Below are 23850 nucleotides of genomic sequence, written 5' to 3'. Positions count from 1 at the left end.
GGCGGCATGGCGGCATGGCGGCATTGCGGCAGCCCGGCAGCCCCTCAGTCCACGCCGTTGCCATGCGCCTTGTGCTGCGACGCCATCACCTGCTGCTGGGCGGGCGGCACGGCTTCGTAGTGACTGAGCTGGATCGTGTAGTTGCCGTGGCCGCCTGTGATGCTGTTCAGGCGCGATTGATAGTCGTTCAACTCCGACAGCGGCACCTGTCCGGCGACGAGCACGCTGTTGCCCGCCGCGGTGCGCGTGCCACGCACCTGGCCGCGCTTGGCGGAGAGGTCGCTGATGATGTCGCCCATTGACGCCTCGGGCATCGTCACCTCGATATCCACGATCGGCTCCAGCACGCTCGGCCGCGCCTTGAGCACGGCCTCGATAAAGGCCTTGCGCCCTGCCGCCGCGAACGCCACCTCCTTCGAATCCACCGAATGGCTCTTGCCGTCGAACACGGTGACGCGCACGTCCTGCATCGGAAAGCCCGCCAGCGGCCCGCTCTCCAGTACCTGGCGGATGCCTTTTTCCACGGCGGGGATGAACTGGCCCGGAATCGCGCCGCCCTTGACCGCATCGACAAACTCGAAGCCCGTGCCGCGCGGCAGCGGCTCCACGCGCAGCTGCACCTCGCCGAACTGGCCAGCACCGCCCGTCTGCTTCTTGTGGCGATGATGCCCCTCGGCCTTGCCGCCGATGGTTTCGCGATAAGCGATCTTCGGCGGCCGCGTCACCACCTCCAGCTTGTACTGGCCGGTCAGGCGCTCCAGCGCGCAGCGCAGTTGCAGCTCGCCCAGGCCAAGCATCACCGTCTCATTGGTGCCCGCCGGATGCTCGATGCGCAGGCAGGGGTCTTCCGCGCCAAGCTTCTGCAGAACCTCCGACAAGCGCTGCTCGTTGCCGCGGCGCGCCGGCTCGATCGCCAGGCCGTAGATCGGGGTGGGGAAGTCAAGCGGGGCCAGGTGGATGTTGCCGTCCTCGCTGGCGTCGTGCAGCACGGCATCGAAGGCGATCTCGTCGATCTTGGCCACGGCGCAGATATCGCCCGGCCCGGCCTGCGGCACTTCAACGCGCTCCTTGCCCTGCAGCATCAGCAGATGCGCCACCTTGAACGGCTGGCGCGCATCGCCGATAAACAACAGGCTGTCGCGCGTGACCGTGCCCTGGTGGATGCGGAATACGGCCATCTTGCCCAGATACGGGTCCATCGTGATCTTGAAGACATGCGCCAGCACATGCTTGTCGGGCACCGGCTCCGCGCGAATCGCTACCTGGCGCCCGCCCGCATCACGGTAAAACAACGGCGGATTGCCCTCGGCCGGGTTCGGCAGCAAGTGCACAAACACATCGAGCAACTCCGCGACACCAGCCCCGCTGGCCGCCGAGGTAAAGCAGATCGGCACCAGGTGGCCCTCGCGCAGCGCCCGCTCGAACGGCGCATGCAACTGCTCCGGCGCGATCTGCTCGCCCTGCTCCAGATACAGCTCCATCAGCTGCGGATCGATCTCCACCACCTGATCGACCAGCGCCTCGTGCGCCGACGCCACCGACAGGAAATCCGCCTCGCCCGCCGGGTTGAAGAAGCAATCCACCACCTCGCCCCCGCGCCCCGCCGGCAGGTTGATCGGCAAGCACTCCTTGCCGAACGCCTCCTGGATATCGGCCAGCAGCTTGGGCAGGTCCACCTTCTCCTTGTCGATGCCGTTGACCACGATCATCCGGCACAGCTTGCGCGCCTGCGCCCAGGCCATCATGCGCCGGGTCGTCATCTCGATGCCGGTCTGCGCGTTGATGACGATGGCAGCCGTCTCCACCGCCGCCAGGGCGCTCATCGACAAGCCGGAGAAATCGGGATAGCCGGGCGTGTCCAGCAGGTAGATGCGGGCGTCGCGATAGTGCAGGTGGGCCACCGCGGTGGTGAGCGAGTGGTGGTACTTGCGCTCCAGCGGATCAAAGTCGCAGACCGTGGTGCCGCGCTCCACGCTGCCGGGAATGTGCAGCGCACCTCCCTTGTGCAGCAGCGCCTCCACCAGGGAGGTCTTGCCGCACCCCGCGTGCCCCAGCAGGGCGACGGTACGAATTGCATCGGGACTATAAAGCATGGTCGCCCTCGTCCGGCAATGTCAGTTAGACCATTATTGGCGAAATGGGGTGGGAACGCCATGTGGGGTGAATCCGGATCTCGTGCAGGGTGGCGACGGTGTGCTGGGTGGGAAGGGGATTGTCGGCAGGAGCTTCTTCTTTTGGTGCGCTGCACGATGACTGTTTCGCACCTGCAATTCACCTGGCGATGCCGTCGTCACGGGACCTACGCTTCCACCAGTCAACGCACCAGTGCGCGCGCAAGCGCTATCACCCCCGCCTCGATGGCATCGATGCCGACAGACGCAAAACCCAGCACCAGCCCCGGCGGCGCCGGCCGGTCGATCGCGTAGAGCGATAGCGGTCGTGTCTCGATGCCCTCGCACGCCGCGCGGCGCGCTACGTCGGCGTCGACCATGTCTGGCGGAAGAAAGGCCGGCGCATCGAGCCCTGCAATGATTCGAGGGACATCCAGCAGTCCCGAAAGATGCCGGTCGGCGGCGCTATTGAGCGCTTCGGCACGCTCGCCGTACAGCATGCGCATGCGACGGATGTGGCGGCCAAAATGGCCGTCCGCGATGAATTCGTGCAGCACTGACTGCTGGTCCAGTGGCACATGCCGCGCAGTCAGCGACAACGCAGCCACGAACGGGTCGACTAACCGCTCGGGCAAGATTGCGTATGCGGTCCGCAGCGCGGGAAACAGTACCTTGCTGAACGTTCCGCAGTAGATCACGTGCCCATCGTGATCGATGCCCTTCATCGCGGCCAATGGATTGCCCACGAAGCGGTATTCGCTGTCGTAGTCATCCTCGATGATGACGGCGCCGCGCTCCCGCGCCCATTCGAGCAGCGACAACCGCCGTTCAAGCGCAAGCGGCGGTCCGAGCGGCGCTTGCCGCCCGGCCGTGACATAGGCGAGACGCGCGTCTGGCGCGTGCTGCCGTCCCCATTCCACGTCGATACCGCACGCATCGACAGGCACGCCGACAACCCGGGCACCCGCAGCTTCGAGCACCAAGCGCGCGCCCGGGTAGCCCGGATCTTCCATCCACGCGACGTCGCCCGGATCGAGCAGCAGACGCGCGCCCAGATCAATAGCCTGCTGGACGCTGCCCAACACCACGACGCAGTCTGCCGTGCACGTAATCCCGCGGGACATTCCCACGTATGCGGCAATCGCCTCGCGCAGCGGCCGATACCCTTGCGCCTCACCATCGCCGAGCAGATCGCGTCGGGTGCGGCGAGCGCGTTTCGCCGCCAGTCGTGCCCATAGGTCGAACGGAAACGCATCGAGATCGGGTTGGCTGGCCCGAAAGGCCTTGGCGGGACTCGAGCGGCCGCTCGCCTGAAACGCTGTTCGCCCCAGAAGACGACCACGTGCGGAGAGTGCGACACCATGATTTCGCGCGCCGTCATCGTCCTCGTCATTGCCCTTGCGCTCGTGCGCGCCAAACCGTCCGTCGCGTTTCTTGATCGACGGCCGATCGCTGCTGTCGATACGTCGATCCGGCAATTCGGACGCGACGAAACTGCCTCGCCCGACCGCGCCCGTCAGATACCCTTCGGCCGTGAGTTGTGAAAACACGCCTAGTACCGTGCCGCGAGATAACGCAAAACGTGCCGCAAGATCGCGCGACGAAGGCAGGCGCGCCCCTGGCGACAGCCGGCCCATCAGAATGGCGTTGCGCAGTTCGTCGTATAGCCAGCGTTGCAATGGCATCCCGTCCGGTCGCGGCGCAAGTGCAAGTTCGATCTGTTCGGCTCGGCGCATCGTTGCTTTTCATAATGGCTCAATCAATTTCTCAATAATGGACCTTTTTTGTGACCATTAACACCCCTATCCTGCTCGTCATCAAGCATGCGACAACCCGTTGCATCGTTCGCAATCGCAATCGCAAACAGGAGAAGAGAGATGACGCACAGGGTTTTGGTAGCCGGAGCAAGCGGCGCCATTGGCACCGCACTGGTGCCCCTGCTAATCGCCGCGGGCTATACGGTGTTCGGCAGCACCCGGCGCCCCGACCGGGCAAAACACCTCGAAGCCGCCGGTGTCACGCCGGTCGTCGTGGACGTATTCGATGCGCTCGCGCTACGCGACGCGTTGGGTCGCATCGCGCCGCATAGCGTGATTCACCAGTTGACCGATCTGCCCTCCGGGCTGGACCCCGCCCGCATGGCCCAGGCGGTGACCGCCAACGCCCGGATTCGCGACGAAGGAACGCGTAACCTGGTGGCAGCGGCCATTTCAGCCGGTAGCAAGCGGATGATTGCGCAAAGCATCGCGTGGGCGTATCGACCAGGCGCGACGCCCTACGATGAAAGCTGCGCACTCGATATCGATGCCCATGGCCCGCGCGGCACTAGCGTGCGGGGCGTAGCGGCACTGGAGCGCCATGTGTTGGAAACGGCGCCGCTGACCGGGACCGTGCTCCGGTATGGACAGATTTACGGGCCCGGCACGGGTTGCGATGTCCCCGCCGGCTCAAGCCCGCTGCACGTCGAAGCCGCCGCGTTTGCGGCTTGGCTTGCGCTCGAACGGGGCACATCGGGGATATACAACATTGCGCAGGACGACGCCGAGGTCAACAGTGCCAAGGCGAAGCGTGAGCTGGGTTGGTCGCAGGACCTGCGATCGGGGACACAGGTATGAACCCGCGTGCTCTGCCGCTCCTCGCACACTTGGCGCACCTGCCGCGGCTGCCGGGCAATCCCATGATGCTTGCGGCAATCGCAGTGGCATTGCTGGCGCCCGGTCCGGCGACGCCCCGTTCGGTGATCGACTGGTTCGCCAGCATTTGTAGCAGCGGTGGCGATCCGCTGCTGTCCAGTGCATCGCCGGATGCCAGCGCGACGGGCCGTCCCGCTTCGACCGTAAAAATTCTGTCGTGCGAAGCCCTGCCTGACGCGCCGGGCAAATCGTTGACGACGGCCATCGTCGACTTTCCGCCGCTCGGCTTTACGCCCGCGCATCGTCACCCGGGTTCGGTGACGGCGGTCGTGCTGGAAGGGACGATCCGCTCTCAACTGGCGGGAGGACCAGCCATCGACTATGTCAGCGGACAGACCTGGTTTGAGCCGCCGCGCGCGCTTCACCTGTTCGCCGAGAATCCCGATCCGACGCGTCCGGCTCGGCTTCTTGCGACATTCGTTTCCGACACCGGTTGTGGGGCATTGGTGCTGCCCCAGGATTAGATTTCACGGTCAGTGCCCAGGCGGCCGCCCCAGAGCGGCATCCCCGGGCAGTTGACGATGGTGGCGTTCGATAACGCAAGAATTTGTCACCACATCGATCAGCGGACATCAGCGGGCACTTGACCGCTGGCTCTCCGAACCTCGCATGGTGCTGCTGCATCCGCCGCCCTGCAGCCCCGCGCTGAACCTGATTGCAATCGTCTGGAAACAGGCCAGGCGCCACTGGGGCAACTCTGTCACCCGGGCCAAGGAAACCATCGGCTCCGAGATCACTGAACTTCTCGGCGGCTATGGGGAAAAACGCCAAATCAACTTCTCTTGAGCGCTTAACCTGCGGTTATAGGGCGACCATCAAAAAGCACGCGACGACGAAAATATTTGTTCCTATGATACGGACAGCCTCCTGACCAGCATGCGACAACGTTCCGGGGGGCCTAAGGTTCGGTAATCCATCGGCAGCCCAAACCACGGCGTCGTCGTCAATGGCCGAACACCAGTCGGTGGTGTGCGTCTCGCGCGCGGAACCGCTCTTCACGCGAATCGACAACAAGTGAGAGTTCGATGAAACGATGGACTTATGCCGCCACGGCAGTGGCGTTGCTCAGTGGGTTCGCGACGGCGAGCGTCGCTTTCGCCGCACTGCCGGCGAAACTCAACGCAGCAACGAGCGGCGACCTGCCGCCGGTGTCATTTACGAACGCGCAGAACGAGCTCGACGGATATGACGTCCAGGTCGCGCGCTTTGTCGCTAAATACCTCGGCATTCCCATGCGACTGGACCGCCTCGAATTCAAGGGGATTCTGCCCGGATTGCAAACCGGTCGCTTCGATATCGTTTTCTCGAACGTCAATATCACGCCTGAGCGAGCCGCTATCTTCGATTACTCGATCCCATATTCGCGATCCGCAGTCGTCGTCGTCGTGCGCGATGGGGTGACCGACGTGAAGAGTTTCAAGGATCTGAAAGGCAAGCGCGTCGGCGCTATCGCCGGCGCGAGCGATGGCGAAATTCCGGCTCGGGAACTCGAAAAGCAGTATGGGGAGTTCGCGATCTTCAAGGGTTACGCCGGCTACGCCGAAATGTTCACGGATCTCGCTGTTGCTCGGCTCGACGCCATCATCGCGCCGGATACCTCGGCGGCGAACCTGTTACGCCAACGCCCGGGGGTAGCGTCGATTGTCCGCGAGCCCTATCGGATCCGCTATGTCGGCGCGCCAATGCCAAAAGGTTCGGCCGAGCTGAAAGCCAAAGTGGATGCGGCGATTCGGGAGATGAAAAAGAACGGACTGCTCGACAAATGGGGCATGCAGTACTTCGGCATCGATCATTACAGCGCCCAACTACCGGAAGACACGAAGTGACTTTAACAAACGAAAGCGCTAACGCATCTGCGGGCAGCGATTCGACTGCCACGCACGAGGGGAACCCATGAATATCGATTTCGTACAGGTTCTGCCATATCTGCCGATCTTGCTCAAGGCCGCGCTGCTGACGATACTCCTGGCCGTGGTGACGCAGGTTTGCGGAACCGTGTTCGGCCTTCTGCTCGCCCTCGGGCGCGACTCGCGCCATGCAGTCCTGCGCGGCGCCGCGTTCATCTACATCTGGATTTTCCGGGGCACGCCGGTTCTGTTGCATCTGTTTTTCGTCTACTACGCAGCGCCCATGTTCGGGTTGCGGCTCGAGGCGTTGCCCGCGGCAATCATCGCCCTTTCGATGAGTTCCGCCGCCTATAACGCCGAGATTATTCGCGCCGGCATTCGCGCCGTGCACCGTGGCCAACGCGAGGCCGCCCAAGCGGTCGGCATGACCAATCCACGGATTCTGCGGCATGTCATCCTGCCACAGGCCACACGCATCGTGCTGCCTCCGTACATGGGCAACTTCATCAGTCATACCAAGAGCACGTCGCTTGCGTCGGTGATTACGGTGCCAGAACTGATGCTGAGCGCGCAGACGATCTACAGCAGCACGTACCGCGCCGTGGAAGTCCTCACGATAGCCGGGGCAATCTATCTGGCGCTTACAACCGTACTGACGCTGGTGCAGCTCCATTTCGAGAACTCGACGGTCGAGCGTCGTGGCCTGCCAGCGCGTCGAAGGCGCGCACTCGGCCTCGGCGCTGCAACGCGGGAGGGCGCGTGATGATTGATGTGCCGATGATCGACGTACGCGATCTCTACAAACACTTTGACGCCGTCAAGGCCCTGAATGGCGTGAATCTTGAAGTTCAGCGCGGCGAGGTGGTTTGCCTGATAGGCCCGAGCGGATCGGGCAAAAGCACGCTGCTGCGCTCGATTAATTATCTGGAACGTCCGACCCGCGGCGACATTTCCATTGACGGCCAAACTGTCGGTCACGTGAATCAAGCCGGTAAGAAAGCGCGGCCGATGTCCGGCAGGGAGCTCGCTCGCGTGCGCTCCGAAGTGGGCATGGTGTTCCAGATGTTTTACTTGTGGCCGCATCTGTCCGTGCTGGAAAACGTGACGCTCGGCATGGTCGAAGTACGCGGCGTGCGACTTGCGGATGCCGCACAACGGGGACGCCAACTGCTTGCGAAAGTCGGCCTTTCGGGAAAGTATGATGCCTATCCCGAGCAATTGTCGGGCGGGCAGCGGCAACGTGTCGCCATTGCTCGTGCGCTGGCGATGGACCCCAAGATCATCCTGTTCGACGAACCGACGTCCGCGCTAGACCCTGAACGTGTGGGGGAAGTGCTGCAGACCATGGAAACCGTAGCGGCGGAAGGCATGACGATGATCGTCGCGACGCATGAAATGGGCTTTGCCCGGCGCGTCGCCGATCGCGTCGTCTTCATGGACGAAGGCCGCGTTGTAGAGGCAGGTAGTCCCGGGGACATATTCGATCGGCCACAGAGCGCCAGACTCAAGCAATTCCTCGACAAGGTGTTGCAATGACTGAGCACCCGCAGTCAATCACGCTTTCGGGAGGGGCGCGCGCAATGTCTGAGTTCGACCTGGTAGTGCGCAATGGCAGCGTGTTCATCGATGGCAGGCTGGAACGCGTTCATGTGGGCGTAAAGGACGGCCGGATCGCGGCACTGGCGGAAACGCCGCTCGAAGGCGCGACTGTCCTCGATGCGTCAGGCAAACTCGTGCTGCCCGGCGGCATCGACGTTCATTGCCACATCGCACAGATGACCTCGACCGGAGCCACCACCGCCGACGATTTCTATAGTGCGACGGTAGGCGCGGCTTTTGGCGGCACCACACTGGTGATGCCTTTCGCCGCGCAACATCGAGGCGATTCGCTGCGTGCAAGCGTGTCCGCCTATCGCGAGCGAGCAGCGGGACGCGCGGTGGTCGATTACGCGTTCCACATGATCGTGACCGACCCCAGCGAGCAGGTGCTGAAGGAGGAGTTGCCGGCGTTGGCGGCGGAGGGCTTCACGTCGGTGAAGCTCTACATGACCTATGATGCGCTACGCCTTGACGATCGGGCGATGCTGGAAACACTCTTGCACGCGCGCCGACTCGGCGTACTGCCGATGATCCATGCCGAAAGCCACGACATGATCGGATGGTTGACCGAGCGCCTGCTCGCGCTCGGCTACAGGAAGCCGAAGTATCTTGCTCACGCAAGGCCCGCGCTTGCCGAGCGAGAAGCCACGCATCGCGCGATCAGCATGGCGGAACTCCTCGATATCCCCATCTTCGTGGTTCATGTATCCTCCGCTGCAGCTGCCGAGCAGATCGCTATCGCTCAGCGTCAGGGCCTGCCGATCCTCGCCGAGACTTGCCCCCAGTATCTGCTGTTGACTGAAAGCGATCTCGATCGGCCGGCGAAAGAGGCGGTCAAATATTGCTGTTCACCGCCCCCGCGCGATGCCAGCAATCAGGCCGCGCTATGGGACGGTTTGCGCGATGGTCTGTTTTCCTGTTTCTCATCCGATCACTCGGTATTTCATCTCGACGGACCGCATGGCAAGTGGCAGGCCGGGGACGACCCGCCATTCAACAAGATTCCGTATGGCTTGCCTGGACTAGAAACGCGGCTGCCTTTGCTGTTTTCCGAAGGCGTGACCAAAGGGCGGATCTCGCTCGAGCGATTCGTCGAATTGACGTCGACGGGGCCCGCGCGGGTATTTGGCCTCGATGGCCGAAAAGGCAAGATCGCGCTGGGCGCCGATGCCGATCTCGCGCTCTGGGATCCGCAGGCCGAAGCTACGCTCTCGACGGCCACGCTGCACGACGGCACCGGCTACACGGTCTATGAAGGAACGAACGTACGCGGCATGCCGGTAACGACAGTGAGCCGCGGTGTCATCGTCTGCCACGAGGGCACGCTGCGGGCTTGCGCTGGCCATGGAACGCTCGTTCCTTGCGAGCGTATCGGCAGCGTCGGCAGGCGGCCAGCGCCTGCGCCATGGCTCGCATGACCGCCGGAGGCTGTTGCGGGGCGAATCCGCTCTGCCTGCCAGGAGCGGCGCGATGACAGTCCTGATCACCGGGGGCTCGGGTTTTATCGGGTTGAATGTTGCCGCGTGCCTGCTTTCCCGCGGCGATACGGTTATCGCGTTTGGACCCGAACCGCCGCCCGCGCCAGCGTTCGAGCAACTCAGCGAGCTTGCGGGAACGTTCCTGTTCAAATCGGGCGATGTGCGGGATCGCGGCTCGATTGTCGACGCGCTACGCCATCACGACGTTTCGCGAGTCATCCATGGCGCCGCGATCACCGCGAGCCTCGCGCGAGAGCACTCGCAGGCTCCACTAATCGCCGAGGTCAATCTGATCGGCACGCTCAACGTGCTTGATGCGGCTTGCGCCGCAGGCGTGCATCGAGTCGTTCACTTGAGCAGCGGTGCGGTGTACGGCATGGGTGGCCACGGGCAGACCGAGTTGGTCGAAGATCGCGATGTGCCGGAGCCGGAGTCACTGTACGGGATCACGAAATATGCCGCGGAGCGCGCGGCCCTGCGCTACCGGGCAACGCGAAGCCTCGACGTGATAGTGGCCCGGCTCGGCGTGGTATTCGGACGATGGGAATACGATACCGGCGTGCGCGACACGATGAGTATTCCCCTGTTGCTCGCCCAATTGGCAGAAGCGCGACACCCAGCGCGCTTCTGCGCTGACTTGCCGGACGACTGGCTTTACGCCGGCGACGCCGCCGATGCCATCGTCGGAATCACCGATGCAATCAACCTGGCGCATTCTCTTTACCATATCGGTACGGGCCGGCGCTGGTCGCCATCCGCATGGTGCGAACGCCTGCGCGCGGTCTATCCGGGCTTTACGTACGAACGGGTTGCGCGGCGGCAGGACGCAAATGTTGGTGTGCATGCCCCGGCCGCGCGACCGCCGTTTTCGGTCGAGCGCTTGCGACAAGACCTCGGATTTGCGCCGCGTTTCCACGAGGAGCGAGCCTTTTCCGATTATCTGCAGTGGCGGGCGAGCGTGTATGAGGGGGCTGCGCAAGGCAGCACGGGATCCTGATCGCATGCGCGCCGAGCCAGGGAGCACGGGGGCGAATTCGAACGAATGGGCGCGATGTGGTGCGTGGTCGCGGCGCATCGGTCGCGGCTCCCCGGCGGATACAGGCGCATCGCCATCAAGAGACGCGCCAGCACTTCGCGTGGCTTATCACGCCGTATCACGCCGTATCACGCCATATCCCGCTGGCACGCCGCACCTGGCGAAAGCGCCTCTTTAACCTGCCCCGGCTGGCAGTCGAGCGCCAGGTACCTCGCTGTCAGATAGTCCGCCAGCCGCGCCTCACCGGGCAGTTCCTTCTTGTGGCATCTCAGGCCCAGAGAATCGAGCTAAGGATGGTGTTCAGAACTCGTTTTGCCGCACTGAGCCATCAACATAGCGCCGATGCGGTGCAGGCGGTGCGGCACCGGGCTCGAATGCAGCGCGACGTTGGGCATAAAGAAGGCGCCGATTGCCTCCCCGCTCGGGCGGCTTTTGCGCTCATGCAATGGCCTCGCGCATCAGTCGTTCGCGCGTCATCCGCAGATTGCTCAGAGCGAACAGCGTGTGCAACTGCTGCGTGTTCTTCATCAGGCCGCGATAGCGCACCTTTAGATGCCCGAACTGGCGCTTGATGACCCGAAACGGATGTTCCGCTTTCGCCCGGATACGCGCCTTGACCCGCTCCAGTTCATCGGCGAGCTTGCCCACCACGGTGGCCTTGTCCAACGCGCGTCGCTTGCCCGGGCGCAATGCCGCGTGCCAACGCACCTTCAGCTTCTGCGTCTCTTCGCGCTTGTCTATGCCCTGATCGCCCGCATCGCCAAACACGTCGGCCTCCTTGCTCGCTAATGGCGGCTTCCAAACCAGAAGGGACATCAGTCTGAGCGCCCAAAGACGCCCAGCTCCACCGAGCGGGGCGTCTCCCCTGTTAATGCCTGTCAGCTTGCCGGATTGCGTGCCATGACGATCCACGCAGCGCCGTCGATCATCACCGACCGCTCGCCGGGGAGTCCCGCGAATGCGGCACGAACCGCGGCCGAGGCGCGGGCGCGGATGTCGTCGGGCTGATCAGCGAGCGCACGCGACAGTGGGCCGACCTCGAGCGTCATCTTCACCGCGTCGTCGATCGCCGCGTCCCGCGTCCCGCCCTCGCCGAACGGGACGGAAGCGTCGAAGGGCACGATAGCGATATCGGTGAAGCCGGCCGCCGTCAGGATGCGTGCCACGCGCCCCCGGTCGCCGAACGAAAATGGGCCGGGCGCTTCGGGATCGGGCTGCGCACTCGGCGGGACGATGCCCTTGAGCGCGCCCATCGGCACGCGCACCCAATCGTTTTCGGCCGCGCCGCGCCAGCAGACGAAAGCGACCCGCCCGCCGGGCCGCAGCGCGCGTCGCATATGGGTGAACGCCGCTGTCGGATCGTCGAAGAACATCACCCCGAAACGCGAGAACAGGATGTCGAACGCGCCCTCGGGCAGCTCGGCGCTGCTGGCGTCGGCCACCTGGAACAGGACCGGCGTATCCTGTGGCGCAAGCGCGCGCGCTCGGCCGATCAGCGGTGCGGATATGTCCACGCCCAGCACTTGTCCCCCCGCGCCGACGCGGGCGGCCAGAGCCAGACTCGACGCGCCCGCGCCGCAGCCGACGTCCAGCACGCGCTCACCCGTCGCGGGCGCGGCGGCTTCTATTGCGGCCTGGCCGAACACCGCCACCATAGCGTCGAGCCGGGCCTGGTTGGCGACCCAGCGCTCCCCGCTTTGACCATTCCAGTCGGCGACCTGATAGGCATTTTGCTCTGCCATGTCATCTCCTTGTTCTGATTCGTTATTAACTAGCTACCCTTTGTTCGAGGCAAGGGGGAGCCGAACCGATGATCGGTGCCGCCTGGTGCCGGACCTCGAGGGACAACCGCTCCTGCCATTCCGTCAAACTCGACGATCCGTCCTTCACCGCGCCGATCTACGCCAACCTTTTCGAAGGCGACGACGCAACGGGAGAAGTGAATCTGTGCTCTCAAACCAGCATCGACTGCTGGGCGAAGATACCCGCCATCGCGCCCTGCGATGATGCCTGGGTGACCGAGGGCAAGAGGGGCGTGGCAAGGTCGCCGGCGGCGTAGATGCCGGGCATGGTGGTTTGGCGGCGCTCGTCGACCTTAATGGCGATGCCGGCGGGCGTATCCACCGTGGCGAGGCCCAGCGATTCATGCAGGCTTGCGGACGGCTTGTTGCGCGGCTGGGCGAACAGGACGTCGACCGCGACATTGCGGCGGGTATCGAGATTGACGGTGGTGATATGGCCCTTGTGATGGGCGATCTCGACGATCCGGCCATCGACGACAGGTATGTTGCGGCGCGCCAGATCGGCCTGGATATCGGACGCAATGGCATGACCATCGGCGAAGACAGTCAATTTGTCAGTCCAATCGCGGAACAGCCTGACAGACTGGTGCGACTGCGGGCCGGACCAAACGAGGCCCCAATGCTGGCCGGCGACTTCAAAGCCGTCGCAATAGGGGCAGGGCACGATGGACGTGCCCCAGCTTTCGGCAAAGCCCGGAACATCAGGCATCTGGTCGGCGATGCCATAGCTCAGTATCAGGCGGCGCGCCCTTAGGCTTTCGTTATCGTCAGTGACGACGCAGAAATCGTCGATGGCGCCAGACACGCTCTCGGCCCGGGCATTGACCAGCCTGATCGTTGGATAGCGCGCCAACTGCTGCCGCGCCTCGACTAGGATGTCCAGCGGCGGCTTGTGATCGTGGCCGAGCAGGCCATGCGAGTGGCCGGCAAAGCGGTTGCGCGGCCGGCCGGTATCGAGAACGGTGACCTTGCGGCGGGCACGGCCGAGCTGCAGGGCGGCGGCGAGGCCGGCAAAGCTGCCGCCGATGATGATGACGTCATCCATGGTGATGGGCTCCGTGTTGTGGATGGAGGGGGTTGGGCTGGGCCTGGCTTGCACATTTAGGGTACTATGTGGTATCGTAATGCAGGAATTTTAATACTGTCAAGTACTGGAATTGTCGTGACCGAAAACAGCCAGGGCCGGCGCGGCCGGCCCGCCAACGAGGCGCTTCGCCAAACGATAGTCGACGCCGCCTGCGAACTCTTTGTGGAATTGGGTTTTCAAGCGACGACCATGGACAAGGTCGCCCAGCGGGCGAAGATATCCAAGCTAAGCATCTATCGGCACTTCGAGAACAAGGAGGCGCTGTTCAGCGCGGCCATGGCGGCCCACTGCCATCAGTTTGCACCACAGGCCCTTTTTGAAGGCGTCAACGGTTCGGCCGAAGATCAGCTCATGGCGGTGGGATCATCCCTGCTTCGCACGCTGTTGAGCCCGGACGTCCGCAGTGTCGAAGCCATGGTCTTGGCCGACAAGACGAATCAAAAGTCGTTAAGCAAGCTCCATTACGAAGCCGGGCCCGCCTATGTCATCGCCCAAATCGAGGCCCTGTTGCGTCAGTTGCACGCGAAGGCGGTTCTGAACGTGCCCGATGCTCTCCGGTCCGCCCGCTTGTTTGCCGCGCTTTTCAAAGGATCCGATCTCCTGCTTATCGCACGCTTCGATGAGGCGAGAGCAGGGGACGACAACGAAATCGAATCCTATTGCCGGTCGGCCGTCGCCATGTTCATCGCCGCGCACGGTGGCATCTAAAGGTGCGCTATCTGTTAGCGCCGCTGTAAAAATGACCCGCCTGGGTCAGATTTCAATCGGCGCCTTCTTTATGCCGAACGTCGCGCTGCATTCGAGCCAGGTGCCGCACCGCTTGCACCGCATCGGCGCTATGTTGATGGCTCAGTGCGGCAAAACGAGTTCTGAACACCATCCCTAAATCCAATGTCTGCGGCACATTCCGCCCCAGTGCCGTCCCGGAACAACCCCGAGCTTGCGAAAGAGCGGCTAGACGGCACCCCGCGGCGGATTACCTGGCGAGTGTGTCAGGCAACTCGCCGCAGCGACTCGAAATCCAGTTCGGTGAGCGTATGGATGAACTCTTGTGCCAGCTGCGACAGTGGCTCGAAGCGCGCGTGCAAGACGTTGACGTCCATTGTGATGTCCGGCAACAGGGGGCGAATGACGACACCCGGCCAGACCTGCCCGAGTACGGCAACTTCATCGGCGATGGTGATACCGACACCCGCTTGTACCAAGGCGCAGGCGGCATGGGTCAGCCGCACCTCGACCGCCAGCCGCACCGCAATGTCGGCGCCCGAAAACAACTGATGGATCAGATTGCCGAACGGCGTATCGGCTGAGTAACCGATCAGGTCGACATTTTCCAGGTCACGTACATGCAATGTGCTGCGGCTTGCAAGTGGATGGTTTTGCGGAAGAACGACGACGAGATGATCCTCATAGATCGATTTTTGCTCGATATTCGGGTGGTCGAGCGAAAACATCGCGACACCCAGTTCAGCTTTACTGGTCAACAGCGTCTGTATGAGCTGCGTCGAGGTCTGCGTCATCAGGTTGACGCAGACCGTCGGAAAGCGCTTGCGAAAGCGGGCGATCGCCGCCGGGATGAGTGTCTGGCCCAGGCTCGGACTGACCACTAGTTGCAGCGTCCCACTTGTGTTCTGGACCAGATCCTTAGCCACATCGTTGACGCGCAGGAGGCTCTGATGGAGCGCGTTGACTTCGACATAAAGCCGGCGTGCCTCCGGCGTAGGATACAACCTGCCCTTGATGCGTTCGAAGAGCTTAAGCTTGAGCTGTGATTCCGTGTGCGAAATCATCCTGCTGATCGCCGGCTGGGAGACGTACAGAAGCTTTGCCGCACCGCTGATTGTTCCAGCCACCATGATGGCGCGGAAGACTTCGATCTGACGCAGGTTTATTTGCATTTCATTGATCTTGTTGTGTCAAGAAGCTAACCGGACATGCCAGCAAAACGGATGGCGAGCAAGCCTGCTTGTGATCACGCGGGCGATGGGCAATCGCAACGTAGAAATCAGGTGCAGGCGCGTCATGATGCCTTCCTCTTCGCCCGGGCCTCGCTGCGTGTCCTGGCGTCCACATTACATCACGTCATTCGTCAAGACGAACAAGAATGATCGCAACGACGCGCAAGCCATAGGTGGGGTCGCGTCTCTCCCGATCATGAGCTTGTCACAGTGAAGTCCGTTGAACAACAGGACGGGCAAGCGGCACATCGTCTGCGCGAATCGTCCTGGCGGCAGAATAGTGATGCCATCTACACCCCGATGTCTGCATCGTGATCCGTCATCCGACAGCGCAATACACGATGAAATTTCTTTGGTGGAGGGCAACCCGGTACCGGTTTGCGAAGCCTCTTAAAGGTGATGATAAGACCGCCTTGAGGGGTGCATGTGGCGCTATCAACGCAAAAAAACCCCGCTACGGCACCACGCGTCGCTTTTCATCGAGAAGTATTGCTCGCGCCTGCGCCGGCTTCTCAGGTTCAGGTCGGTCCGTTTCATGAGCTTATTGGGCCCGTTGTGCCTATTGGGCCTATTGGGCCTATTGTGCCTCTTCTGTCCATCCGGCAACGACCAATATCGGCTGCGTGTTGAACGCCACCGCTGCCGCCATTCTCGAATACCCGTTGCCTAGGGTATTTACGAATTGCGATAAATTATAAAAACTATCCTTAACAACCGGTTATGCGATGGAGAAAAATAAGCATACGACATTCGGAATTTGAAATGGTTAAATCTGTCGGTATCGCGCCCCTGCCCGCAGCCGCAAAGCGTGTGAAAACGCGCTCGACAGTGTCGTTGAGTTGCGGTAACGCCATGCCATGGAATTCCTTGAGCCACAACATCCGCTTATGCCAGATCCGAATGCTTCGTTTCTCATGCTGACCCCAAGCCCCTTGACCGCGGAAGCGTTTGCCCCGTTCGGCGACGTCATCGCGATTGCCAATGGTCAGCGGCGCAATCACTTCAAGCTCGCGTTCGAGTCGTCCTCCGAGACGGGCGAGCCTGCGTTGTGGGTGAGTTGGCCGCCGCAGGTTGCAGGCGACCTGATCGAGGTCGCCAAGCTCGAGCGCCATCCGTATGCCGCTCAGACCTTCATTCCGATTCGCGAGGGCAGGTACCTGGTGGTCGTGTGTCATGCGGCCGCGGACGGAAGTCCTGATTTATCGACGCTGCGTGCACTGATCGCGCAGGCCGATCAGGCAGTCACCTATCGCCGCAATGTCTGGCATCACGGGTTGACCGTACTCGATGACCGGACCCGTTTTGCGGTCGTGACGACGATATCCGGTCAGCACGACGACGACACTTTTTTCGAACTCGAAACGCCGGTGCGGGTGAAGTTGCCGGCGGCCGGCACTGCAGGAGCGTTCAATGTCGAAGCCAGATGATTCGTTCGTTCGCGATTTCGTGGGTTATGGCCGCACTCCGCCGGATCCGAAGTGGCCCGGCGGCGCTCGCCTTGCTCTGAATTTCTGCATCAACTACGAGGAAGGCGGTGAACCGTCCATCGGGGACGGAGATCCGGCGACCGAAGCCGGACTTACCGAGGGTGGCGCGGGTGGATTCGACGGGCGCGATCTTGCCGCCGAATCGATGTTCGAATATGGCAGCCGTATCGGATTCTGGCGCATCGCGCGTTTGCTTCAGCAACACGGTATGCCTGCGACCGTTTTCGGCTGCGCGCTGGCGCTCGAACGTAACCCCGAAGCGTGCGCGGCCATCCGGGAATTCGCTTTCGACGTGTGCGCGCATGGCTGGCGTTGGGAGCGGCACCAACTGTTCGACGAAGCCACCGAACGCGAGCGTATCCGCCGCACCGTGGCGAGCCTCGCACGAAGCGTCGGTGAGCGTCCGCTCGGCTGGTATTGCCGCTATGGCCCGGGGTTGAATACGCGAAGGTTAGTCGCCGAGGAGGGCGGTTTCCTGTACGACTCGGACGCCTATAACGACGAGCTTCCCTACTGGACCATGGCTGCCGGCAAGCCGCATCTGGTCATTCCCTATGGGCTTGTCAACAACGATGCCAAGTTCATCCGCGGCGGCATGGCGACCGGCAACGACTTTTACGAGTATTTGCGCGACGCGTTCGACCTGCTTTATGAGGAAGGTGCCGACGCACCAAAGCTGATGTCCGTCGGCTTGCATCTGCGCCTGAGTGGCCATCCGGGACGCGCCGCCGGCCTGCGACGGTTTCTCGATCACGTGTCGCGTCACAAAGATGTCTGGGTCTGCCGGCGTGCGGATATCGCGCATCACTGGTACGCGTCACACCCTCATTCGGTCAAGCCTTTGCAATCCCATCGATAAACTTCAAACAGTGAGCGGAAAAAATGAATCTCGGAAAATCATCGCGTAAGGCGGTCGTCGCGTGCGTCGGCCTGTTGCTTGCGTTGGGCTACGCCGCGAGTCAGGCGGCCGAATCGGAACATCCGGCCAGCCAGCCCGTCGTGGTCGGCACCGATTTCGGGATCGCGCCATGGGTCACGCGCACCGAAACCGGTCCGCAAGGCTTCGGTGTCGATCTAATCAACGAGGTCGCGCGCCGCATCGGTCGCCCTGGTGTGAAGATCGTGGATATCAATTTCTCGGGGCTGTTCTCGGCGTTGTTTTCGAAACGCATTGAATTCACGGTAAACCCGTTGAACATCACTGCCGATCGTGCCGAACGCGTGCTGTTTACCGAGCCCATTATTTCCACCGGCAATGGATTCCTGGTGCGCGCGAACGATCAAATGAAGGGATTTGAAGACCTTAGGGGGAAGGATGTGGCCGTCAATCGCGGCACCATTTCCGATACCTGGGCGACGGAGAATGCCGCGAAATTCGGCTTCGAGATCCAGCGGTACGACGCGTTTCCCGACACGGTTCAGGCCGTCATTACCGGGCGCGCATTCACAGCGCTGAATGAAATCCCCACGGTGGTGTTCGCTGCCAGCCGGAATAAGTCGATCAAGGTCGGCTACGAAGATTTCAACGGCCGCAACTTTGGCTATGCATTCCGCCCCGACGATGTGGCCTATCGGAACAAGGTTGACGAAGCCCTGAAATGCATGAAGCTGGATGGCACGCTTCGCAAAATGTATGTGAAATGGTACGGCACGGCGCCCGGCAAGGGTTCAGCCGCCGACACGGTCTATCCGGGTTACGGCGCGCCGGGCTTCAAGGGCTACGATCCGCACCCGCATACGCCGCAATGCAATTGACGACCCAAGTCGCCGGTCCGCGTGTGCGGGCTGGCGCTTCCCCCACCGTTTAGGCATAAGTAGCATGGATCGCATCGTCGATAATTTCTTCAACGTCAGCGTCTTTAGCCAGTCGATGCCGTTGATCCTCAGTGGCTTCGGCATTACCGTATTGGTCTCCCTGCTTGTGATCATCATCGGGATGGCCTGGGGTCTGCTGCTCACCATCGTACGGACGATGGAAGTGCGCGCAATCAATGCGCTGATCATTTTCTACGTCGATTTCTTCCGAACAATGCCGCAGCTCGTCGTGCTCGTGCTGGTCTATTTCGGGCTGCCGTACATCGGCATCAAGCTTTCGCCGCTCGTGACCACCGTGTTGGGCCTTGGCGCGGTGCTGTCTGCGTTTGCATCGGAGATCTTCTGGTCGTCGATCAAAGCGTTGCCGCGTGGCCAGTGGGATGCAGCGCGCGCGCTCGGGTTCGGCTCCTTTCGTACGCTCTTCACCATTATTTTGCCGCAGGCTGTGCGGATGTCCATTCCCCTTCTGACCAACCGCGCCATCGCGGTAAGCAAGGGCACCGCGCTGGGCACCGCCGTGGCGTTGCCGGAAGTACTCGGGCAAGCGCAGAGCCTGGTCGGAATGCTGGCGAATCCGTCGCCGCTTACGCTCGCGGCGGCATGCTACCTCGTGTTCTTCATCCCGCTGGTCGTCGCGAGCCGCTGGCTTGAGCGGGCTTACTGCGTTGGCTCGTGAGGCTCATATGGACCTATTCCTCGACAATTTCTTCAACCTGGAATCCCTGCGACAGGTTTATCCATTGCTGCTGCAGGGCCTGAAGCTGACCATCCTGCTTGCGCTGGTTGCGGCGCCGGTCTCCATCGCGCTCGGCGTTGCGATTGCCGTGGCTTACAGCTTCCATCGACGCTCGCTGAACCTCGCGCTGTTGACGTACATCGATCTGTTCAGGTCGTTTCCTGTGGTTGTCTTGCTCGCCCTGATCTTTTACGGCTTGCCGTTTTTTGGTATCACGCTGGACAGTTTCACCGCAGTGGTGCTAGCGCTGGCGCTAAACAATTCCGGTTACTACGGCGAAATCTTTCGTGCCGGGATCGAATCCGTTCCACACGGCCAGCGCGAAGCCGCGCGCTCGCTCGGGTTCGGCCCGATCCGTGAGATCGCCTATATCGTGCTGCCGCAGGCGGTGCGAAACGTACTTGCTCCGCTGGCGAGCAATTCTCTGGAACTGATCAAGGCAACGTCAATCGCTTCGCTCGTCTCGCTCCCGGAACTGCTGCGCTCGTCGCGCGTAGCTCAGGAGCAAACCTACAATCCGACGCCGCTGATCGCAGCGGCCCTGATTTTCTTCGTGCTGCTGTGGCCGATGGCGCGCTGGGTAGCGCGCCTTGAACGCCAGACGCTGAAGAGCCGATAAGGTGCACCCATGACGACCTTGGTAACTGGAGGTACCGGCTTTATCGGCCTGGCGATCGCGGAGAGATCGCTACAAGCTGGCGAGCAGATCGTGCTCTTTGATCTGCCGATGGTGAGCGGCGAAACGTGTGCTTTAGCCTCTCAGCCAGGCTGCCGCATCGTGAATGGCGATATCCGTTCCGACGCCGATCTCGAGCGGGCTTTCGCAGCCGGGACGATCGACCGCGTGATTCATGCGGCTGCCATGACGCCCGGCCCCGAGAGTGAACGCGACGACGCCGCGCGTATCTTCGATGTCAACGTGGTTGCTACCGCCCGCCTGCTACAGCGGTGCGCACGTTCGCCCAACCTGAAACGGGTGGTCGTCGTTAGCTCGGTCTCCGTCTACGGCTTCACGGCACCGGCTGCGTCGGGTTGCTATGAGGAGAGCGCATCGACACCGGCGCCGGCGGGTCTTTATGGGATCAGCAAGCTCGCGGCCGAACAAGCGGCGTTGCGAATCGGCGAGCTTCACGGACTCGATGTGCGCGTTGCGCGGCTCGGGCCTGTATTTGGACCATGGGAACGCGCGAGTGGAGCGCGCGAGCATTTGAGCCCGCACCGGCAGGTGACGTGCGCCGCGATCGCCGGCGACGAGATCGTGTTGCCTCGACCGATGACCGCCGACTGGCTTTATGCCCGGGATGCGGCCGACGCGCTTGTGCGGCTTGCCGGCGCGCCAGCCTTGGCGCACGCGGTCTATCACATCGGTGGTGGTTGCCTGACCGACCTACCGCAGTGGTGCGCCGCACTCGCGCATCATTTTCCTGGCCTGCGTTGGCGTTTCAGTGAACCTGGCGAACCGGCGACGGTTGACTACGTGCTGCCAATGGATCGTCCCGCGCTAAGCATCGCACGACTGATGACAGAACTGAACTACGTCAGCCGCTTCGACCTGAAGGCCGCCGCCAACGACTATCTCGCGTGGCTTTCGAGTGATTCCAGCCCGGTCAACCAATTGGAGGGCAAGGATGCGACGTCTTGAGGGAAAGTCCGTGCTTGTCACCGGGGCCTCGTCCGGCATTGGTCGGGCGATCGCGCTGCGTTTCGGTCGTGAGGGCGCACGCCTTGTGCTCGCCGACATCACCGAGACCGTCCGCGAAGGTGGCGTTCCGACCGCGGACGTGCTGCGATTGGAGGGGCACGAAGTCGAATTCATCCGCACCGATGTCGCGCAGGAATCCGATGCCGACGCCGCGGTCGCCCATGCCGTGCGGCGCTATGGCCGGCTCGATGTGCTCGTCAACGATGCCGCGATCAGCGCGGGCAAGCCGCTGACGGAAACCACCATCGATGAATGGAATCGCGTTATGGCGGTGAATCTCACGGGTGTGTTCCTGATGTCACGCGCGGCGGTCAGCGCGATGCTTAAGCAGGAAGTATGTCGCGAAGCGCGTGGCCGCATCGTCAACGTGTCGTCGCAGCATGGCATGGTCTGCGCGCCGCGCAACGTCGCGTATGGCACATCAAAGGCGGGTGTCGTCTACCTGACGCGCCAGATCGCGGTCGACTATGCCGACCAAGGCATCATCTGCAATGCGGTTGCCCCCGGAAAGATCGTGACAGGCAAGGCCGGCCCGGCTGCCTCGGCGGCAGCACTTGAATACTCGGAAGCCCGCACGCCGATGCCGCGCCTCGGACGCCCGGACGATGTCGCAAGCGCCGCGCTCTTTCTCGCCTCAGACGAGGCGACTTTCATCACCGGCGAAAATTTAATGATCGACGGCGGCTGGATGGCCGCTTGACGAAACCTAGGTGAACCTTATGAGAGCCCTCGAGAACAATCCCCCCGCGCAAGATGCCGCAAGCCAGCCGGCCACGATAGAACTGCGCCGCGTTAGCAAATGGTTTGGCGAAACCCAGGTGTTATCCAATATCGATATGCGTGTGCAGCGCGGCGAGAGGATCGTCATATGCGGTCCATCCGGCTCGGGCAAATCCACGATGATTCGCTGCATAAACCGGCTGGAGGAACATCAGCAGGGCGAGATCCTGGTCGAAGGCGTGAGCCTCACCAAGAGCCCGCGAAATATCAGCTTCGTGCGCCGCGAGGTCGGTATGGTGTTCCAGCAGTTCAACCTGTTCCCGCATCTGTCCGTGTTGCAAAACCTGATGATCGCGCCGATGAAGATTCGCGGGATCAAGAAGAAGGAAGCGGAAGAAACAGCACGCCATTTCCTTGAGCGCGTGCGCATCGGCGATAAGGCTGACCGCTATCCGGCCCAGCTCTCTGGTGGCCAGCAGCAGCGCGTGGCCATTGCCCGGGCGTTGTGCATGAAGCCGAAGATGATGCTGTTCGACGAGCCGACCTCGGCACTCGATCCCGAAATGATCAAGGAAGTTCTCGACGTGATGATGCAACTCGCGCGCGATGGCATGACGATGGTCTGTGTCACGCACGAGATGGGTTTTGCGCGCACGGTCGCAGACCGGATTCTCTTCATGGACAAGGGTGAAATCGTCGAAGAGGCGCAGCCGGAAGCGTTCTTCTCGATGCCGAAGAGCGAGCGCGCGAGAGCGTTTCTCGGCCAGATATTGAATCGATAAATTGATAAAGATTGAAAGGAGAACAACTCATGGATTTAAAAATTTCCGGCCGTGTCGCACTTGTGCTTGGCGCCGGCGGTGGACTTGGCAGCGCTATTTCTCGCCAGCTCGCACAGGAGGGGGTGAGCGTCGCGCTTGCGGACGTAGATGAACAGGCGCTCGCCGCAACGGCCGCAAGCATCGAGGAGGACGGCGGGCGCTGTATCACGCACTGCTGGGAACTGGGCGACCGCGCCGCGGCCGACCGGCATGTGTCGCAGATCGAGCAACAATTCGGGCCGGTCGACATTCTTGTCAACAATACGGGCGGACCGCCGCCATCGGAAGCGAGCGGCGTCGATCCGGAAGTGTGGGCCAAACAGTTCAACGCGATGGTGTTGTCGGTGATCGCGATCACTGACAGGATTTTGCCGGGTATGCGCGCTCGGAAGTGGGGACGGGTGATCACGAGTTCGTCGTCCGGAATCATCGCTCCGATTCCCAATCTCGCTATGTCGAATGCGTTGCGGATGTCGCTGGTGGGATGGTCGAAATCGCTGGCCCGCGAGGTTGCCGCGGACAACGTGACGGTGAATGTGATTCTCCCTGGCCGGATTGCCACCAGCCGAATCCGGTATCTCGATGTGATGAAGGCTGAACGCCAAAATCGTCCGCTTGACGCTGTGATCAGCGAAAGCGTGGCTTCGATTCCGATGGCACGCTACGGCACACCGGCTGAATACGCAGACGTAGTTACCTTCCTTGCCAGTGAGCGCGCATCGTACATGACCGGATCGATCGTTCGCGTCGACGGCGGCTATCTGCAAAGCGTCTGATGTGCTCGCGACCGGCTCGCCCATGAGGGAGCGAGCCGGTTTGGGCGTTTGGAATACGCTCCGTCCATCAGGGGGGAGATTCCTGCGGCCCCCTGACTAAAAAGGCCTGAGCCGCTTCGGCGGGCCACGGCTTCTTCGATCCATGCCTGACGCGCCATGTCGCAGTCAGCAAAGACTCAGGT

The 23850-nt window shown here is 62.1% G+C and carries 23 protein-coding genes and 2 pseudogenes; 19 read left to right on the top strand and 6 right to left on the bottom strand.

The window, feature by feature from the left end:
• Window positions 1-44 precede the first annotated feature (44 nt).
• Both fusA and RR42_RS16470 read right to left on the bottom strand, forming a co-directional pair.
• On the bottom strand, window positions 45-2093 hold the full coding sequence (gene fusA, locus RR42_RS16475) for an elongation factor G (protein WP_043349025.1): 2049 nt from the start codon (window positions 2091-2093) through the stop codon (window positions 45-47).
• 221 nt (window positions 2094-2314) lie between these two features.
• Window positions 2315-3847 carry a PLP-dependent aminotransferase family protein gene (locus RR42_RS16470; RefSeq protein WP_043349020.1) on the bottom strand — a complete coding sequence of 511 codons (1533 nt, stop codon included), beginning with the start codon at window positions 3845-3847 and terminating at the stop codon, window positions 2315-2317.
• 141 nt (window positions 3848-3988) lie between these two features.
• Here RR42_RS16470 and RR42_RS16465 point away from each other — a divergent pair, with 141 nt between their 5' ends.
• The 8 genes from RR42_RS16465 (at window position 3989) to RR42_RS16435 (ending at window position 10725) form a co-directional block, all read left to right on the top strand.
• Window positions 3989-4726 (top strand): NAD-dependent epimerase/dehydratase family protein, encoded by a 738-nt coding sequence (locus RR42_RS16465; RefSeq protein WP_043349016.1) that lies wholly within the window; start codon window positions 3989-3991, stop codon window positions 4724-4726.
• On the top strand, window positions 4723-5268 hold the full coding sequence (locus RR42_RS16460) for a cupin domain-containing protein (RefSeq protein WP_082054923.1): 546 nt from the start codon (window positions 4723-4725) through the stop codon (window positions 5266-5268). The genes RR42_RS16465 and RR42_RS16460 overlap by 4 nt, the downstream gene beginning before the upstream one ends.
• A gap of 145 nt (window positions 5269-5413) precedes the next feature.
• The gene (locus tag RR42_RS40445; RefSeq protein ID WP_158408288.1) at window positions 5414-5590 is read left to right on the top strand and encodes a hypothetical protein; all 177 of its coding nucleotides are present in this window, start codon (window positions 5414-5416) and stop codon (window positions 5588-5590) included.
• Between the two features lie 239 nt (window positions 5591-5829).
• Window positions 5830-6630 carry a substrate-binding periplasmic protein gene (locus RR42_RS37780; RefSeq protein ID WP_082054922.1) on the top strand — a complete coding sequence of 267 codons (801 nt, stop codon included), beginning with the start codon at window positions 5830-5832 and terminating at the stop codon, window positions 6628-6630.
• 67 nt (window positions 6631-6697) lie between these two features.
• A complete protein-coding gene (locus RR42_RS16450; RefSeq protein ID WP_063778419.1) occupies window positions 6698-7414 on the top strand; it encodes an amino acid ABC transporter permease in 717 nt (238 codons plus the stop codon).
• Window positions 7414-8187 carry an amino acid ABC transporter ATP-binding protein gene (locus RR42_RS16445; RefSeq protein ID WP_330218524.1) on the top strand — a complete coding sequence of 258 codons (774 nt, stop codon included), beginning with the start codon at window positions 7414-7416 and terminating at the stop codon, window positions 8185-8187. Before RR42_RS16450 ends, RR42_RS16445 begins: the two co-directional genes overlap by 1 nt.
• A 44-nt stretch (window positions 8188-8231) precedes the next feature.
• Window positions 8232-9668, top strand: coding sequence for a dihydropyrimidinase (gene hydA / locus RR42_RS16440; protein ID WP_043349013.1), 1437 nt, complete (start codon window positions 8232-8234; stop codon window positions 9666-9668).
• A gap of 52 nt (window positions 9669-9720) precedes the next feature.
• Window positions 9721-10725 (top strand): NAD-dependent epimerase/dehydratase family protein, encoded by a 1005-nt coding sequence (locus RR42_RS16435; RefSeq protein WP_043349010.1) that lies wholly within the window; start codon window positions 9721-9723, stop codon window positions 10723-10725.
• 477 nt (window positions 10726-11202) lie between these two features.
• On the opposite strand, the pseudogene RR42_RS16430 reads toward RR42_RS16435, so the two are convergent.
• A pseudogene (locus tag RR42_RS16430) lies at window positions 11203-11544 on the bottom strand (IS5/IS1182 family transposase); the annotation flags it as partial.
• A 98-nt stretch (window positions 11545-11642) separates the two neighbouring features.
• Window positions 11643-12506, bottom strand: a complete 864-nt coding sequence (locus tag RR42_RS16425) for a class I SAM-dependent methyltransferase (RefSeq protein WP_043349006.1) — start codon at window positions 12504-12506, stop codon at window positions 11643-11645.
• A 71-nt stretch (window positions 12507-12577) separates the two neighbouring features.
• Between RR42_RS16425 and RR42_RS41635 the strand changes: the two are divergent.
• Window positions 12578-12700: pseudogene (locus RR42_RS41635) on the top strand (DUF736 family protein); the annotation flags it as partial.
• Between the two features lie 17 nt (window positions 12701-12717).
• On the opposite strand, the gene RR42_RS16420 reads toward RR42_RS41635, so the two are convergent.
• A complete protein-coding gene (locus tag RR42_RS16420; protein ID WP_043349002.1) occupies window positions 12718-13611 on the bottom strand; it encodes an NAD(P)/FAD-dependent oxidoreductase in 894 nt (297 codons plus the stop codon).
• A gap of 117 nt (window positions 13612-13728) precedes the next feature.
• Between RR42_RS16420 and RR42_RS16415 the strand changes: the two genes are divergently transcribed.
• Window positions 13729-14361 (top strand): TetR/AcrR family transcriptional regulator, encoded by a 633-nt coding sequence (locus RR42_RS16415; protein ID WP_043348998.1) that lies wholly within the window; start codon window positions 13729-13731, stop codon window positions 14359-14361.
• A 284-nt stretch (window positions 14362-14645) separates the two neighbouring features.
• Here the strand turns inward: RR42_RS16415 and RR42_RS16410 are convergent, their stop codons facing one another.
• Complete coding sequence (locus RR42_RS16410) at window positions 14646-15551, bottom strand: LysR substrate-binding domain-containing protein (RefSeq protein WP_043348994.1); 906 nt, start codon at window positions 15549-15551, stop codon at window positions 14646-14648.
• A 917-nt stretch (window positions 15552-16468) separates the two neighbouring features.
• Between RR42_RS16410 and RR42_RS16405 the strand changes: the two genes are divergently transcribed.
• From RR42_RS16405 to RR42_RS16365, 9 genes are all read left to right on the top strand, one after another.
• Complete coding sequence (locus tag RR42_RS16405) at window positions 16469-17038, top strand: ureidoglycolate lyase (RefSeq protein ID WP_082054919.1); 570 nt, start codon at window positions 16469-16471, stop codon at window positions 17036-17038.
• Window positions 17022-17957: an allantoinase PuuE gene (locus tag RR42_RS16400; RefSeq protein ID WP_043348992.1), complete on the top strand. Its 936-nt coding sequence runs from the start codon at window positions 17022-17024 to the stop codon at window positions 17955-17957. The genes RR42_RS16405 and RR42_RS16400 overlap by 17 nt, the downstream gene beginning before the upstream one ends.
• Before the next feature lie 23 nt (window positions 17958-17980).
• Window positions 17981-18853 carry a substrate-binding periplasmic protein gene (locus tag RR42_RS16395; protein ID WP_043348989.1) on the top strand — a complete coding sequence of 291 codons (873 nt, stop codon included), beginning with the start codon at window positions 17981-17983 and terminating at the stop codon, window positions 18851-18853.
• 64 nt (window positions 18854-18917) lie between these two features.
• On the top strand, window positions 18918-19589 hold the full coding sequence (locus RR42_RS16390; protein ID WP_043348986.1) for an amino acid ABC transporter permease: 672 nt from the start codon (window positions 18918-18920) through the stop codon (window positions 19587-19589).
• A 7-nt stretch (window positions 19590-19596) separates the two neighbouring features.
• A complete protein-coding gene (locus RR42_RS16385; protein ID WP_043348984.1) occupies window positions 19597-20268 on the top strand; it encodes an amino acid ABC transporter permease in 672 nt (223 codons plus the stop codon).
• Window positions 20269-20277: 9 nt separating this feature from the next.
• Window positions 20278-21291 carry an NAD-dependent epimerase/dehydratase family protein gene (locus RR42_RS16380; protein ID WP_052494665.1) on the top strand — a complete coding sequence of 338 codons (1014 nt, stop codon included), beginning with the start codon at window positions 20278-20280 and terminating at the stop codon, window positions 21289-21291.
• A complete protein-coding gene (locus RR42_RS16375) occupies window positions 21278-22051 on the top strand; it encodes an SDR family NAD(P)-dependent oxidoreductase (RefSeq protein WP_043348980.1) in 774 nt (257 codons plus the stop codon). Before RR42_RS16380 ends, RR42_RS16375 begins: the two co-directional genes overlap by 14 nt.
• A gap of 19 nt (window positions 22052-22070) precedes the next feature.
• The gene (locus tag RR42_RS16370; RefSeq protein WP_043348978.1) at window positions 22071-22853 is read left to right on the top strand and encodes an amino acid ABC transporter ATP-binding protein; all 783 of its coding nucleotides are present in this window, start codon (window positions 22071-22073) and stop codon (window positions 22851-22853) included.
• 29 nt (window positions 22854-22882) lie between these two features.
• Complete coding sequence (locus RR42_RS16365; RefSeq protein WP_043348975.1) at window positions 22883-23668, top strand: SDR family oxidoreductase; 786 nt, start codon at window positions 22883-22885, stop codon at window positions 23666-23668.
• Window positions 23669-23850 lie beyond the last annotated feature (182 nt).

The organism is Cupriavidus basilensis (assembly GCF_000832305.1).
GTDB lineage: Bacteria > Pseudomonadota > Gammaproteobacteria > Burkholderiales > Burkholderiaceae > Cupriavidus > Cupriavidus basilensis_F.
Note: the sequence above shows the minus strand (reverse complement) of the source record. Positions and strands in the feature narration are given on the sequence as shown.